A 14612-nucleotide genomic window follows, 5' to 3' on the forward strand; every position below is an offset into this window, starting at 1 on the left:
GCGGGGCGGGGAGCCTGCCCCCGCCCCGCCCGCCGTACGCGCGGCTTCCCGCTACTCCTGCTTCTTGCGCCGGCTGCCGAAGACGATCTCGTCCCAGCTGGGCACGGTGGCCCGGCGCCCGGGGCGGACGCCGTCCGCCTCGGCCTGCCGGTCGGTCGTGCCGACGAGCCGCTCGCGGTGCGGGGCGACGGCGCGCGGCATCAGGATGTCCGCGTACGCCGAGCCGGCTCCGACGGCGGGCGCGGCTGCGGCGGCCGCCTCCTCGCTCTCCTCGGCGACCTCGGTGGGCACCGGCTCGATGGACGGCGGGGCGCCGACCGCGAGGTCGCCGCGGAAGGCGGGGACGACGTCGAGCAGGCTGGTCAGCGAGTCGCGGGTCTCCGCGGTGGCCTCGCGTGCCTCGCGCACCTCGCGGCCGGACATGATGCGGTCGGCCGAGGGCCGGTCGATCATCGGGCGGGGCGGCCGGTCCTGGGGGAGCCGGGCGATCCGCGGGATGAACGGGAAGACCGACTCCTCCTCGCGCTCGACGTTCTCGCCGATCAGCGCGCGGGCCTCGTCGTCGTTGGGCTGGACCAGCCGCCGGGGCGGGTCGTACGTCCAGGACGCGGAGCGGCCCTCGCCGTCGGCGCGGTAGGAGAGGATGACCTCCCACGTGCCGTCGTCGCGGCGCCAGGAGTCCCAGCGCTCGGTGTCCTTCTCGGCGCCGCGCAGCGCGAGCCGCTCGGCGACGGCCTCGCCGAGCTGCGGGCCGGGGGACTCGCCGTGCCGGCGGATCGCGGTCTTGCGGGCCCGCTCGGCCATGAAGGCGCGCTCGGCGAGCACCGGTCCCTCGAAGCGGCGGACCCGGTCGACGGAGATGCCGGCGGCCTGCGCGACCTCCTCGGCGGAGGCACCGGCTCGTATCCGCGCCTGGATGTCACGGGGGCGGAGGTGGCTCTCGACCTCGATCTCGATCTGGCCGAGGCGGGGGCGGTCACCCCGGATGGCGGCGCGCAGCCGCTCGTCGATGGGGAGGGTGTACTCCGTGCTGTCGGCAGCCTTGAGCACCAGCCGTGTGCCGTCGTTGCTGACGGCCACAACCCGCAGTTCGGGCACGGTTACCTCCCGGGTGGTGCCTGCCGACGTCACCTGCGTCGCTGCTCCCGTACTGAGTGTGGCCTGCCCGCTCGCGACTGGCCACAACCTTGCTGAGTTCCCCGGCGTGTCGGGCTTACGCCCGGGCACGCCGCTGTGGCACGGTTGCCTTTTTGCCACGCCATCCGTCGACGTCGCGCCTGGGTGTCCCGGCCGTCCTCGCACGAGCAGTGAACGCGACGATCCGGGGCGGGCGTCGCCGTGCGTGCCTGCTCCGTGGCTCCTTGTCAAGCTGCCGGTTGATGGGCAGTCGACAAGTCGACCCAAGGCTCAGGCTTTACGAACAGTACTCCATTCGTGGCATCCAAAGGGGCGGCTCGCCGCTCAAGTCTCCCGCGATTCACGGGAATCTCAAGAGCGCACTCCCCCAATGGCGGACGGTCGACCACGGAACGGTGATCATCTTCACATATATCTCCCGCCTGCAACCGCATTTTCGTCCCTTGTGTCCTTCTTTGGGCAAGATGGAGTGACTTGTTCGAAGGACAGTCGTACTGACGAGGGATGTCGATGCCGGAGCAGAGGCCCGCCGCCGAGGAGGAGGAGAGGGAAGGTCGCAGGCGAATTGATCTGAGTGTGGCTCAGGTCGCCGCCAGCGCACTGGCCGCCGTGGTGGGGGCGGTGCTCGCGTCCGAACTCGGCGTCTACGGCACCATTCTGGGCGCCGCGGTGGTGAGTGTCGGTGCGACCACGGGCAGTGCGGTCTTCCAACACCTCTTCAGACGGACCGGGGAGCAGCTGCGCGAGGCGGTGGACCGGACCGGGCCCGGGGTGGAGGTGAACGCGCTGCGCCAGGTGCCGGCCGGCCCGGTGTCCGGGGCGACGTCCGGGGCGACGTCCGGGTGGGCGTTCGATCCGGCGGCCGCGGCGGGCGCGGCGGGCTCCGGGGCGGGGCGGTCGCCGATCTCCTCGGAGTGGAACGCGCCCCGGGTGGTGCGGGTGCGCCGGCGGTGGACGTGGCGGACCTTCGCGACGGTGTCCGGCCTGGTGTTCGTGCTGGCGATGACGCCGATCGTCGCCTTCGAGCTGGCCACCGGCCGGCCGGTGTCGGCGACGGTGCAGGGGGAGCCGGGCAGCGGCACCTCGTTCGGCGGCACGGTCGCCCCCAGGCCGTCGGGTCCGTCGGACCGGTCGGATCCGTCCGGCCCGTCGAAGCCGGCCGACGTTCCGGCCGGTGCCCCGTCGGACGGCTCCGGTGGTGCCGGCGCCCCGTCGGGTGCTCCGCTGCCGGGCGGTGGCGGCTCGTCTCCGTCGCCGTCGGCCGGTCGGGACGACGCTGCCCCGCCGTCGCCGAGCGCGAGCCCGAGTGCCGGGGGCGGCGGGCCCTCGCCGTCGGCCGGCGGGAGCTCGACGCCGACCGCCGGTCCGACGGGCGGGGTGTCGCCGAGCGGCGCGTCGAAGCCGGCCGGCGGGTCGACCCCGCAGCCGCCGGCCCCGACCGGGGCGGTCGCCCCGGTCACCCCGGCCGCCCCGGCGCCGACCGGGAACTGACGCGGCTCAAGCGCCCAGTACCCGGCGCAGGTAGTCGTTGCCGAAGACGCGCTGCGGGTCGACCTCGTCCCGCAGCGCGGTGAAGTCGGCGAAGTGGGGGTAGACCCCGGCGAGGTAGCCGGCGTCGCGGGTGTGCAGCTTGCCCCAGTGCGGGCGGCCGCCGTGGGCCGTCATCAGCTTCTCCACCTCGGTGAAGTAGCCCTGCTCGGCGGAGCCCCGGTAGAGGTGGACGGCGATGTAGGCGCTGTCGCGGCCGTTGGCGGTGGAGAGCCAGAGGTCGTCGGCCGGCGCGAACCGCACCTCGACCGGGAAGCTGATCCGCCAGTCGGAGCGCTCGACCATGGCCTTCAGCTCGCGCAGCACCTCGCCGACGGCCTCGCGCGGCACCGCGTACTCCATCTCCGTGAAGCGGACCTTCCGCGGGCTGGTGTACACCTTGTACGCGGTGTCGGTGTAGCTGCGGTCCGACCAGGCGCGACTGGCCAGCGAGGCGATGGTGGGAACGGTGGCGGGGAAGCGCCGGCCGATCCGGCAGGCGCCCTCCCAGACGGTGTTCGAGAGGAAGTCGTCCTCCAGCCACTCCTTGAACCGGGGGAGCGGGGCGGCCGGGCCCTGGCTGCGGTTGTTCCGCTTGGTGGAGCAGCGGTCGGTGTGCGGGAACCAGTAGAACTCGAAGTGCTCGTTGACGGCGGTGAGGTCGTCGAGCCGGTCGAGCACCTCGTCGAAGCGCATCGGCTGTTCGTGCGCGGTGAGCAGGAAGGCCGGTTCGACCGCGAAGGTGAGCGCGGTGATCACGCCGAGGGCGCCGAGGCCGAGCCGGGCGCCCTGGAAGAGGCGCGGGTTCTCGGTGGGGGAGCAGTGCCGGATGCCGCCGTCGGCGAGGACGATCTCCAGCGAGCGGATCTGGGCGGCGAGCGAGCCGGAGTCCCGGCCGGTGCCGTGGGTGCCGGTGCTGGTCGCGCCGGCCACGGTCTGCACCTCGATGTCGCCCATGTTGGTGAGCGAGAGTCCGGCGGTGGTGAGCAGCCGGTTGAGCCGGGCCAGCGGGAGTCCGGCCTCGACGGTGACGGTGCCGGCCTCGCGGTCGACCGCCCGGACGGCGGTCATCGCGTGCGGGCGGACGAGGACGCCGTCGCCGGCCGAGGCGATCGCGGTGAAGGAATGGCCGGAACCGACCGCCTTGACGGTGCGGCCCTGGTCGGCGGCGCGCAGGATCTCCTTGGCCAGCTCCTCCGCGGTCCCGGGGGTGACCACCCGGAACGGGTGGGCGCTCTGGTTGCCGGCCCAGTTGGTCCAGCGGGTGCGGGGTGCGGTACTGGCCTGGGGCATGCGGTTGCCTCCTGCTCCGCGGCCGAGCGGTGTCGGCTCGCTCCGGGGCGGTCGGCCCGCCCTGCGGTCTCCCTACCCGCGGGTAGGGCCGCGGGTAGGGAGAGAGTAGTCAGTTCACCGTTCGAGGTCTACGGTCTGTCCGGCCGGCTCGGGGGCCTCCGGGGCGTCGATGCCGGCCTGCAGACGGCGCAGCCCGGCGAGGGCGGCGAGGACGCCGAAGACCCCGGCGACCAGGGGCACCCAGTATCCGCCGGCCGCGCCGGCGGCGTCGACCACCCAGCCGCCGGCCGCCGAGCCGAACGCGACGCCGAGGGCGAGGCCGGTGGTGGTCCAGGCCATGCCCTCGGTCAGCTGGGAGGCCGGGACGAGGCGTTCGACCAGGGCCATTGCGGAGATCAGGGTGGGGGAGATGGCGACGCCGGCGATCAGCAGGGCGGCGCCGACGGCGAGCAGTCCGGTCATGCCCTGCACGGTCGAGGCGACGAGCAGGACCGGGATCATGCTGAGCGCCATCATCAGCACCCCGGCGAAGAAACGGTTCGCCAGCGAGCCCTTCGGCTTGAGGGTGCCGTAGACCATGCCGGCCAGTCCGGAGCCGAGCGCCCACACGGCGAGGACCGTGCCGGCGAGCCCCTCGTGGCCCTGGGCCCTGGCGAACGCGACGGTGACGATCTCGACCGAGCCGAAGATCGCCCCGGTGGCGATGAAGGTCAGCACCAGGACGACCAGGCCGCCGTTGCGGATGGCGCTGCCGCCGCTGTGGGCGGAGGCCGGGTGGACCGGCGGTTCGGTGCGGCGCTGGGCGGTGAACAGGGCGATGCCGACGGTGAACGCGACGACGGCCGCGAGCACGCCGGACTCGGGGAAGGCGTTGGTGGCCAGACTGACGGCGACGATGGGGCCGACCATGAAGCAGAACTCGTCGACCACCGCTTCGAGCGAGTAGGCGGTGTGCAGCTTGGCCGGTGCGTCCCGGTAGAGGTGGGCCCAGCGGGCGCGGACCATCGCGCCGGCGCTGGGCATCACGCCCATGCCGACGGCGAACAGGAACAGCGTCCAGGCCGGTGCCTCGAAGTGCGCGCAGAGCAGCAGCCCGATCGCGGCGGCCACGGTGAGGGCGGCGGCGGGGAGGGCGACCCGGCGCTGTCCGTGGCGGTCGATCAGCCAGGAGACCGCCGGGCCCAGCACGCCGGCGGCGATCGCCAGGGTGGCCGACACCGCGCCCGCCACGCCGAACGACCCTCTCTGCTCGGAGAGCATGGTCACGATGCCGATGCCGGTCATCGATATCGGCAGCCGGGCTATGAAGCCGGCGGACGAGAAGGCCAGACTGCCGGGGGCGGCGAAGATCTGGCGGTAGCTGGACAGCACGGGGGAGCTCCGCGGGGGTAAGGAACGAGGCTGATCAACACAGCTTACGTACCTTGGCAATCGGTATTTTCCGGACACCTGACGCGGCTCTGTCCGCGCGGCCCGGCCCCTCAATGGCAGGATCGGTCCCATGTCCGACGTGCGCAATCCCTCGCCCTCCGGCGCCGCTCCGGTCGCGGCCCCGCCGTACGACGCCCTGCTGCTGCTCTCCTTCGGCGGGCCCGAGGCCCCGGAGGACGTGGTGCCCTTCCTGGAGAACGTCACCCGGGGCCGGGGCATCCCCAGGGAGCGGCTCAAGGAGGTGGGCAGGCACTACTTCATGTTCGGCGGCGTGAGCCCGATCAACGAGCAGAACCGGGAACTGCTGGCCGCGCTGCGCAAGGACTTCGCCGAGCACGGCCTGGACCTGCCGGTCTACTGGGGGAACCGCAACTGGGCGCCGTACCTGGTCGACACCCTGCGGGAGATCGCCGCCGACGGGCACCGCCGCGTCGCCGTCCTCGCCACCAGCGCCTACGCCGGCTACTCCGGCTGCCGCCAGTACCGGGAGAACCTCGCCGACGCGCTGGCGACGCTCGCCGAGGAGGGGCTGCCCGCCCTGCGGGTCGACAAGCTGCGCCACTTCTACAACCACCCCGGCTTCGTCGAGCCGATGATCGACGCCACCGTGGCCGCGCTGGAGGAACTGCCCGCCGGGGTCCGGGACGGCGCCCGGCTGGCGTTCACCACCCACTCCATCCCGGAGACCATGGCGGAGAGCTCCGGCGACCCGCAGGACCCGGCCCGCGGCCGGCCCGGCGGCGCCTACGTCGCCCAGCACCTGGACGTCGCCCGACTGATCGCCGCGGCCGTCGCCGAGCGGACCGGCGTCGCCGACCGCGGCTGCGAGCTGGTGTTCCAGAGCCGCAGCGGCGCCCCGCACATCCCGTGGCTGGAGCCCGACATCTGCGACCACCTGGAGGCGCAGCACGCCGACGGCGCGCCCGCCGTGGTGATGGTCCCGATCGGCTTCGTCTCCGACCACATGGAGGTCAAGTACGACCTGGACACCGAGGCGGTGGCGAAGGCCGCCGAGCTCGGCCTGCCGGTCGCCCGCGCCGCCACCGTCGGCACCGACCCGCGGTTCACCGCCGCGGTGCGCGAGCTCGTCCTGGAGCGGGCCGCCGCGGAGCGCGGCGAGGCCGCGACCCGGTGCGCGATCGGGGGGCTCGGCCCCAGCCACGACGTCTGCGCGGTGGCCTGCTGCCCCAACCCGCGAGCCCCGCGCCCGGCCGCCGCCGAACGCTGACGATCCCGTCCCGCGCCGAGACCCGGTGCCGACGACCCCGTCCCGAGGAGGACCCCGTGCCCAGCCCCGAACTGCTCGACGAACTGCTCGACGTCGCCCTCGACGCCGCCCGGCAGGCGGGCGCCCTGCTGCGCGACGGCCGGCCCGCCGACCTGGGCGTGGCGGGGACCAAGAGCAGCCCGGTCGACGTGGTCACCGAGATGGACCTCGCCTCCGAGAAGCTGGTCGTCGAGCTGATCGGCGCCCGCCGCCCGGAGGACGGCTACCTCGGCGAGGAGGGCGCCGAGCGGCCCGGTACCAGCGGGGTCCGCTGGGTCGTCGACCCGCTCGACGGCACCGTCAACTACCTCTACGGACTGCCCTCCTGGGCTGTCAGCGTGGCCGCCGAGATCGACGGCCGGGCGGTCGTCGGCGTGGTCCACGCCCCGGCGCGCGGGGAGCTGTTCCAGGCGGTCCTCGGCCGCGGCGCCCTCCTGGACGGCCGCCCGATCGGGGCCCGACCGGCCCCGCCGTGGGGGCAGGCGCTGATCGCCACCGGCTTCAACTACGTCCGCGAGGTGCGGGTCCGGCAGGCCGGGATCCTGCTCGCCCTGATGCCGGAGGTCCGCGACATCCGCCGGGGCGGGGCCGCCGCCGTCGACCTGTGCGACGTGGCCGCGGGCCGCCTGGACGGCTACTACGAGCGCGGGCTCGCCCCCTGGGACCGTGCCGCGGGCTGCCTGATCGCCGCCGAGGCCGGCGCCCTGGTCGGCGGCCGCCCGGGGCACGGCCCCGACGGCGACCTCACCGTCGCGGCCGCACCCGGCGTCTACGAGCCGCTCCAGGAGCGCCTGGCCGAGCTCCGCGCCTGGGCGGACTAGGGCCCGTCCTGGCGCTCAGTACTCGGCCGTCACCGCGGGGCACTCGGCGACGAGTGCCCCGCGGGCGAACGAAGAGCCCTGGCATAACGGGGATGCCAGGGCTTGGGATCTCGCACGGCCCCCACAGGGCCGCTGGTGCCGGAGGACCGGCGTCGGGTCGGGCGGGTCGGGCGGTTCAGGCGGCGGTGCGGTGGCGCTCCAGCACCGTGTCGACGCCGTGTTCGGCGGCGAGCCGGCGGAGATCGTCCAGCTCGGACTGCTCCACCTCGGCCAGGAACTCGTCCCCGGCCTCGATCGCGCGGTGCAGATCCTGCTCGGCGTTGGCTATGCGCTGCAGGATTCCGGCGGTGAAGGCGTCCATACGGGCCCCCTTACTGTGTCGGACGTGCACGTTGTGCGTCCCCCGCCCCAGGGTCGTGGTGGCCAGCGGTAGCGTCCGATCCGGTCGGTGGTGAACTCCGGACGGGCGCGGAGACGGCCCTCGGCCGCTCCCGGTGACGCCCCAGCCCCAGGGCCGGCGCGGATGAACGCACGGCGGGTGGGTGCGATCGGCCAACAGCCAGATCGCGGGTGTGCACCTGTCCTCCCCGCCCCCGGCCCGGGGAAACCTCCCACCGCGAGAAAGTTGCCTGTGTCACAGGCCAAGCGGAGTGCTCCGGGTGCGAATCGCGCCCCGGGCGGTGATCACGGCGGTCGGCGTCCGGCCGGCGCCCGTGCCTCCGGGGCAGCTTATCGCTGCTTTACCGCGGGACCAGGCAGGATGGAGGCACCGTCGGAGCCGTGCGTCCGCTTCCGGGGCCGGCCTGGAGAAGGGACAACGACCGTGCGGGTTCTCGTCGTCGAGGACGAGCAGCTGCTCGCCGAGGCCGTCGCGACCGGCCTGCGCCGCGAGGCGATGGCCGTCGACGTGGTGTACGACGGGGAGGCCGCGCTCCAGCGCATCGCGGTCAACGACTACGACGTGGTGGTCCTCGACCGCGACCTGCCGCTCGTCCACGGGGACGACGTCTGCCGCAGCGTCGTCGACCAGGGCCTGGCCACCCGCGTGATCATGCTGACCGCCTCCGGCGACATCAGCGACCGGGTCGAGGGCCTGGAGATCGGCGCCGACGACTACCTCCCGAAGCCGTTCGCCTTCAGCGAGCTCGTCGCCCGGGTCAGGGCGCTGGGCCGGCGCGCGACCGTCCCGCTGCCGCCCGTGCTGGAGCGCGCCGGCATCTCGCTCGACCCCGGCCGCCGCGAGGTGATCCGCGACGGGCGGACCGTCCAGCTGGCCCCCAAGGAGTTCGCCGTCCTGGAGGTGCTGATGCGGGCCGGCGGTGCCGTCGTCTCCGCCGAGCAGCTGCTGGAGAAGGCCTGGGACGAGCACACCGATCCGTTCACCAACGTCGTCCGGGTCACCGTGATGACGCTGCGCCGCAAGCTCGGCGACCCGCCGGTGATCGTCACCGTCCCCGGTTCCGGCTACCGGATCTGACCCCTCCGGCCACCGCGCCGGACCCACCGCGCCCGCCGCCCGGCGGACGCCCCGAGAGGAACACCATGACCACCCCGCCCCCGGCCGGCGGGCCCTCCGGCGCGCCCGCCGGCGGCCCGCGCGCCGTCCCGCCCAAGCCCGTCCCGCCCAAGCCCGCGCACCTGCCGCGGGTGCCCCGGCTGCACACGGCGTCCCGCGAGACCTACGTCCCCGGCGACGGCATGCTCGCCTGGCTGCCGTTCCGCCCCACCATCCGGATGCGGCTCACCCTGCTCTACGGCGGGATGTTCCTGATGGCCGGAGTGGTGCTGCTGCTCCTGATGTACTTCTTCGTCCGGCAGGCCCTGCACGACGTCGCGCCGCCGTCCTTCGTGTTCGGCAAGGACATCACCGTCAACGGCGTGCCGATGAGCAGCGAGCAGTTCAACCAGTACCTCGCCAACCGGCACGACCTGGCGTCCAACTCGGCCCTCAACACCCTGCTGCGCAAGTCCCTCACGGTGCTGGTCTGCCTGGCCGTGATCGCCTTCGCGGCGGGCTACGCGATGGCCGGCCGGGTGCTGCGCCCGCTCGGGCGGATCACCCGCACCGCCCGCGAGGTGGCCTCCTCCGACCTGCACCGCAGGATCGAGCTGGACGGGCCGGACGACGAGCTCAAGGAGCTCGCCGACACCTTCGACGACATGCTCGACCGGCTCGACCGCTCCTTCGACTCCCAGCGCCGCTTCGTCGCCAACGCCTCGCACGAGCTGCGCACCCCGCTGGCGATCAACCGCACCCTGCTGGAGGTCCAGCTCTCCGACCCCGCCGCCTCGCCCGACCTCCAGCAGCTCGGCAAGACCCTGCTGGCCACCAACGAGCGCAGCGAACAGCTGGTCGAGGGCCTGCTGCTGCTCGCCCGCAGCGAGAACGAGCTGACCGACCGCCGTGCGGTGGAGCTCTCCGAGGTGGCCACCCGGGCGCTGGAGCAGACCCGGGCCGAGGCCGGCAAGCGCGAGGTGGAGCTGCGCTCCGAACTCGGCCCGGCCGTGGTCGCCGGCAACGGCGTGCTGCTGGAGCGCCTCGCCCTCAACCTGCTGCAGAACGCCGTGCGCTACAACACCGCCGGCGGCTGGGTGGAGATCACCACCGCCCAGGTGCCCGGTGGCGGGGGCGAGCTGGTGGTCTCCAACACCGGCCCGGTCGTCCCCGGCTACGAGCTGGAACACATCTTCGAGCCGTTCCGCCGGGTGAAGGGCGCCGACCGGACCCGCAGCGACAAGGGGGTCGGTCTCGGCCTCTCCATCGTCCGCTCGGTGGTCCGCGCGCACGGAGGCACCGTCGAGGCCACTCCGCGCGCCGGTGGCGGCCTCACCATGCGGGTGCGTATCCCGGGAGCCTGACCGCCTCCACAGGGCCCTCCTCGGCCCGTTACGCCGTCCGGGTGCGCCGCGCTCCGTGCGCCGACCGATTCCGCCGCCCCCGTCAGGCCTGTCAAGACGACATAAGGCCTGGCGGGGGCGGCTTGTCTTTTCCGGTCCGGGCAACTTACGGTGTCGTAACCTACGCAACCGTAAGTGCGTCCCGACAGAGCGCCTCCCGCGCCCGCCCCCAACGCGCCCGTCCCCGTGCGTGCCGTCCCCCAGGAGCAAGACTCGTGACCATCGCCCCCGTGCAGCGCACCGCCTCGCTCGGTTCGAGCGCCTGGACCGACGCGCGACTGATCATGGCCCTCGAAGAGGTGGTGGAGAAGGAGCTCAACCGCCACCTGAAGGTCGCCAAGGACTGGATGCCGCACGAGTTCGTCCCGTGGAGCCAGGGCCGCGACTTTGACGGCGTGCTGGGCGGCGAGGCCTGGTCGGTGGAGCAGTCCCAGGTGACGCCGCTCGGGCGGGTCTCGCTCGTGGTCAACCTGCTGACCGAGGACAACCTCCCCAGCTACCACCACGAGATCGCCACCATGTTCGGCCGCGAGGGCGCCTGGGGCACCTGGGTGCACCGCTGGACCGCGGAGGAGGGCCGGCACGGCATAGCCATCCGCGACTACCTGCTCGCCACCCGGGCCGTCGACCCGAACGAGCTGGAGCGGGCCCGGATGGCCCACATGTCGGAGGGCTTCGAGTCCGACAACTCGCACAGCATGCTGCACTCGGTCGCCTACGTGGCCTTCCAGGAGCTCGCCACCCGCATCTCGCACCGCAACACCGGGCACTTCGCCGGCGACCCGCTCTGCGACCAGCTGCTCGCGAAGATCGCCAACGACGAGAACCTGCACATGGTCTTCTACCGGAACCTGCTGAAGGCCGCCCTGGAGATCGCCCCCGACCAGGCCATGCGCGCCATCGCCGACGTGGTCACCGACTTCCGGATGCCCGGCCACGGCATCCCCGGCTTCGAGCGGGCCGCCGCCCAGATCGCCATCGGCGGCGTCTACAACCTGCGCATCCACCACGACGACGTGCTGCAGCCGGTGCTGCGCCACCTCAAGGTGATGGAGGTCGCCGACCTGGGGCCGACGGGTCAGCAGGCCCAGGACGAGCTCGGCGTCTTCCTCGGCGGCCTGGACGAGCAGGCGCGCAAGTTCGAGGAGCGCCAGGCCGCCCTGCTGGCCCGCCGCGCCGCGCGGGCCGGCGCCCGGTAGCGGGCCCGGCGGCAGCGGGCCCGGACGGGGCCCCGGGCGGGCCGTCGTCCACCCTGACCGCAGGAGCGGCCGGACACGAACCGCGGCGTGCCGCGGGCTCGGGACCGGCCGTTCCGCTTGGGGGGATTTCCCGCGGTTTGCCCCGGAAGGTTCGGAACGTGACCAAGCTCACACCGTGTCGCTCCGCGGGTCGGCCCGACCCCGGAGCGTGATCATGGCGGACGGTCCCCAGGTTGCCGTGCGTGAGCGAATCCCGGGTCGGCCTCGGCGGGGTGGGTTGACGCTCAGTGCTGGTGGGCAAGGGAATTGGCAGACGTTCGGCCGGTCGCCGATCACTGTGCGTGTCCGTCGGGCGGGCCTCGCCGCCCGCCGGCGATGGCCCAGCGTGAGGCCCCCCGAGCCCGAGCGGATCACCCCAACGGACCCCTGGCTGAGTGTCGATTGAGTAACAGGGCTTGAAGTAAGGCAAAATCTCCGCCTCGGGTCGGGCACAAGACCGACCCCCCATGCGTTACGTGCGCTGGAGATACCGCACACCGCACAACCCGGAGGGGGAGAGCGAACAATGGCAACGGACTACGACACCCCACGCAAGACCGATGACGACCTCAACGAGGACAGCATCGAGGAACTGAAGGCTCGGCGGAACGAGAAGACCGGCAGCTCGGTCGACGTCGACGAGTTCGAGGCGGCCGAAGGCCTGGAGCTCCCGGGCGCCGACCTCTCGAACGAGGAGCTCTCCGTCCGGGTGCTGCCGCGCCAGGCCGACGAGTTCACCTGCATGAGCTGCTTCCTGGTGCACCACCGCAGTCAGCTGTACAGCGAGAAGAACGGCAACCCGATCTGCCGGGACTGCGGCGCCTGAGCACGAGGGCGGCCACGGTCCGGTCCTCGCGGCTGCTGCGAGACCGGCACACCGCCCCTTCCGGCCCCGGGCAGCGGGGCCGGACGGCAGTTTCGGCGGCCGTCGAGGCGGACGCACCAGCAGTACGGAGTCAGGTAGTACCAGCGCAGTACCGCGTCTCGCACCGGGTGCCCCTTCGGGCGGCACCCAGGGCGCTACCGGAATCGAAGGGACGGTCCCGCACCGCGGAACCGTCCCTCTCCGTTTTCCGGTTGTCCGGCCCCCGGCCGGTGTCGCTCGGGCCCGCCGGTCACGCGGGCCGTCCGCGTGGCGGGGCTCCGTCGTGCGGGCCCCAGCTGTGCGGGCCCCCGTCGTCCGGGGCCCGCCGCGGGCTCAGGCGCGGGCGCCGCGTCGGGCCTCCTCCAGCGCCTCGGCCAGCTTCATCGGCGAACGGGTGGAGAGATAGAGGTACGGCGTCGGGTCGGCCGGATCGCTGACCTCGACGCGCAGGGCGGTCGGCACGTAGCTGCGAAGCAGCATGAAGGCGCGCGGGTCGGACTTCGGGCCGCGCCAGGCCACCGCCTCGGCGGGGCTCAGCGGCTGCGCGGTGCCGAGGGCGTCGACCGGGATCCGGGCCGGGCCCGCGACCAGCGAGCCCTGCACCACGCGGATCCGGGCGGAGCCGTAGCTGCTGATCGCGGCCGCGCCGGCGGCGATGCCGACCACCAGCCCGACCAGCGCGCCCACGGCGGTGAGACGCAGCATGATCAACGCGAGCGTGAACCCGATCGCGACCGGGAGCAGCCACCAGGAGCGCGGCACGGTGAGGCGTTCGTCGTACATGACCCCATTGTGGGCGCCGTTACGGCCGGCCCGGGACGCCACCCCCGGAACCAAGCCACCTACCGGTCGGTAGGGTTGTCCGCCGTGACCGGTTCCATAGCCCCCACCACCCCCACCGCGCAGCCGGCGCCGACCCAGCCGCTGTCGCCGACCACGCCCCCGCCGGACGCCGTGCTGCCGCCGCGCGCCCCGGAGGCCCCCGCGCCGGGCACCAGGCTCGGCGCCCACTACGAGCACTGCTTCGGCTGCGGGCCGCAGCACCCCGGCGGTCTCCGGATCGACGCCGTGGCCGGGGAGGGCCTCGACGTCACCGCCGAGCTCACCGTGCGCTCGGAGCACCAGGGCGGCCCCGGCCTCGCCCACGGCGGTCTGCTCACCACCGCGATGGACGAGACGCTCGGCACGCTGAACTGGCTGCTGCACGCCCCCGCCGTCACCGGCCGGCTGGAGACCGACTTCCTCTGCCCCGTCCCGGTCGACTCGGTGCTGCACCTGCGTGCCTGGGTCACCGGCGTGCACGGCCGCAAGATCTACAGCGCCGGCGAGGCGCGCATCGGCGGGCCGGACGGGCCGGTCGCCGTGCGCGCGCAGGCACTCTTCATCCAGGTGAAGCTGGAACACTTCACCAAGCACGGTCGTCCCGAGGACATCGACAGGGTCCTCGGCGACCAGGATCTGATGAAGCGCGCCCGAGCCTTTGAGGTGAATCCTTGAGTAGCACCGCCCGTCCGCCGGTGGACGTCCTGATCAGGCGAATCGACCCCGAGCTGCCGCTCCCCGAGTACGCGCAGCCCGGCGACGCGGGGGCCGATCTGCGCACCACCGTCGACGCCGAGCTGGCCCCCGGTGAGCGGGTCGTCCTGCCCACCGGTGTGGCCATCGCGCTGCCCGACGGTTACGCGGCGTTCGTCCACCCCCGCTCCGGGCTCGCAGCTCGTTGCGGAGTTGCTCTGGTGAACGCCCCAGGGACGGTCGACGCCGGGTACCGTGGAGAGATCAAGGTGATCGTCGTCAACTTGGATCCGCGCGAGGCAGTGAGCTTCCGCCGAGGGGACCGGATCGCCCAGCTGGTCATCCAGCAGGTCGAGAAGGCCCGCTTCCACGAGGTGGCAGAGCTGCCCGGGTCGGCACGCGCCGAGGGCGGGTTCGGGTCGACCGGCGGCCACGCCGCGGTCTAGGCTGCCCGCGGCCTCGCAGGAAGCCGAGCAGGTATTCGCATCGGTCTTGGACCGGGAAGGACAGTGACCGTGTTCCGTCGTCGCCAGAAGAGCGAGGACGCTGTCGAGCAGCTCGCCGACGACGCCATCAGCGCCGACGAGACGGCCGATGACGTCGAAGGTTCCGCCGAGAGC

The 14612-nt window shown here is 73.4% G+C and carries 15 protein-coding genes (1 of these 15 running past the window's edge); 9 read left to right on the top strand and 6 right to left on the bottom strand.

Annotation, left to right across the window (positions count from 1 at the left end; translation table 11 throughout):
* Positions 1 to 51: 51 nt before the first annotated feature.
* From sepH to RMN57_RS26480, 4 genes are all read right to left on the bottom strand, one after another.
* Positions 52 to 1131, bottom strand: coding sequence for a septation protein SepH (sepH, locus tag RMN57_RS26465; protein ID WP_313765798.1), 1080 nt, complete (start codon positions 1129 to 1131; stop codon positions 52 to 54).
* A 650-nt stretch (positions 1132 to 1781) separates the two neighbouring features.
* The gene (locus tag RMN57_RS26470) at positions 1782 to 2597 is read right to left on the bottom strand and encodes a hypothetical protein (protein ID WP_313765799.1); all 816 of its coding nucleotides are present in this window, start codon (positions 2595 to 2597) and stop codon (positions 1782 to 1784) included.
* A gap of 37 nt (positions 2598 to 2634) precedes the next feature.
* Positions 2635 to 3957, bottom strand: coding sequence for a D-arabinono-1,4-lactone oxidase (locus RMN57_RS26475; RefSeq protein ID WP_313765800.1), 1323 nt, complete (start codon positions 3955 to 3957; stop codon positions 2635 to 2637).
* Positions 3958 to 4071: 114 nt separating this feature from the next.
* Positions 4072 to 5328 (bottom strand): MFS transporter, encoded by a 1257-nt coding sequence (locus RMN57_RS26480; RefSeq protein WP_313765801.1) that lies wholly within the window; start codon positions 5326 to 5328, stop codon positions 4072 to 4074.
* Positions 5329 to 5458: 130 nt separating this feature from the next.
* Between RMN57_RS26480 and RMN57_RS26485 the strand changes: the two genes are divergently transcribed.
* Complete coding sequence (locus RMN57_RS26485) at positions 5459 to 6616, top strand: ferrochelatase (protein WP_313765802.1); 1158 nt, start codon at positions 5459 to 5461, stop codon at positions 6614 to 6616.
* 56 nt (positions 6617 to 6672) lie between these two features.
* Entirely contained in the window at positions 6673 to 7476 is an 804-nt protein-coding gene (locus RMN57_RS26490) for an inositol monophosphatase family protein (RefSeq protein ID WP_313765803.1), read from the top strand.
* A 175-nt stretch (positions 7477 to 7651) separates the two neighbouring features.
* Here RMN57_RS26490 and RMN57_RS26495 read toward each other — a convergent pair whose 3' ends face one another.
* Positions 7652 to 7837, bottom strand: coding sequence for a hypothetical protein (locus RMN57_RS26495; RefSeq protein ID WP_030301315.1), 186 nt, complete (start codon positions 7835 to 7837; stop codon positions 7652 to 7654).
* Positions 7838 to 8299: 462 nt separating this feature from the next.
* Between RMN57_RS26495 and RMN57_RS26500 the strand changes: the two genes are divergently transcribed.
* The 4 genes from RMN57_RS26500 (at position 8300) to RMN57_RS26515 (ending at position 12438) form a co-directional block, all read left to right on the top strand.
* Positions 8300 to 8953, top strand: a complete 654-nt coding sequence (locus RMN57_RS26500; RefSeq protein WP_238863910.1) for a response regulator transcription factor — start codon at positions 8300 to 8302, stop codon at positions 8951 to 8953.
* Positions 8954 to 9018: 65 nt separating this feature from the next.
* Positions 9019 to 10335 (top strand): ATP-binding protein, encoded by a 1317-nt coding sequence (locus RMN57_RS26505; RefSeq protein ID WP_313765804.1) that lies wholly within the window; start codon positions 9019 to 9021, stop codon positions 10333 to 10335.
* Positions 10336 to 10589: 254 nt separating this feature from the next.
* A complete protein-coding gene (locus RMN57_RS26510; protein WP_313765805.1) occupies positions 10590 to 11573 on the top strand; it encodes an acyl-ACP desaturase in 984 nt (327 codons plus the stop codon).
* 565 nt (positions 11574 to 12138) lie between these two features.
* Complete coding sequence (locus RMN57_RS26515) at positions 12139 to 12438, top strand: DUF4193 domain-containing protein (protein WP_148642658.1); 300 nt, start codon at positions 12139 to 12141, stop codon at positions 12436 to 12438.
* A 372-nt stretch (positions 12439 to 12810) separates the two neighbouring features.
* On the opposite strand, the gene RMN57_RS26520 is transcribed toward RMN57_RS26515, so the two are convergent.
* Positions 12811 to 13260 carry a DUF3093 domain-containing protein gene (locus tag RMN57_RS26520; RefSeq protein ID WP_313765806.1) on the bottom strand — a complete coding sequence of 150 codons (450 nt, stop codon included), beginning with the start codon at positions 13258 to 13260 and terminating at the stop codon, positions 12811 to 12813.
* Positions 13261 to 13401: 141 nt separating this feature from the next.
* On the opposite strand from RMN57_RS26520, the gene RMN57_RS26525 reads away from it, so the two are divergent.
* From RMN57_RS26525 to RMN57_RS26535, 3 genes are all read left to right on the top strand, one after another.
* Positions 13402 to 13974, top strand: coding sequence for a PaaI family thioesterase (locus RMN57_RS26525; protein WP_313767973.1), 573 nt, complete (start codon positions 13402 to 13404; stop codon positions 13972 to 13974).
* Complete coding sequence (gene dut, locus RMN57_RS26530; RefSeq protein WP_313765807.1) at positions 13971 to 14438, top strand: dUTP diphosphatase; 468 nt, start codon at positions 13971 to 13973, stop codon at positions 14436 to 14438. Before RMN57_RS26525 ends, dut begins: the two co-directional genes overlap by 4 nt.
* A 69-nt stretch (positions 14439 to 14507) precedes the next feature.
* On the top strand, positions 14508 to 14612 hold the 5' portion of the coding sequence (locus tag RMN57_RS26535) for a DUF3710 domain-containing protein (RefSeq protein WP_313765808.1). The gene runs 696 nt beyond the window's last position; 105 of the gene's 801 nt are visible here — the first part of the coding sequence; it begins with the start codon at positions 14508 to 14510; its stop codon lies beyond the right edge, outside the window.

It is taken from the genome of Kitasatospora sp. CM 4170 (assembly GCF_032110285.1).
Taxonomy (GTDB): domain Bacteria; phylum Actinomycetota; class Actinomycetes; order Streptomycetales; family Streptomycetaceae; genus Kitasatospora; species Kitasatospora aburaviensis.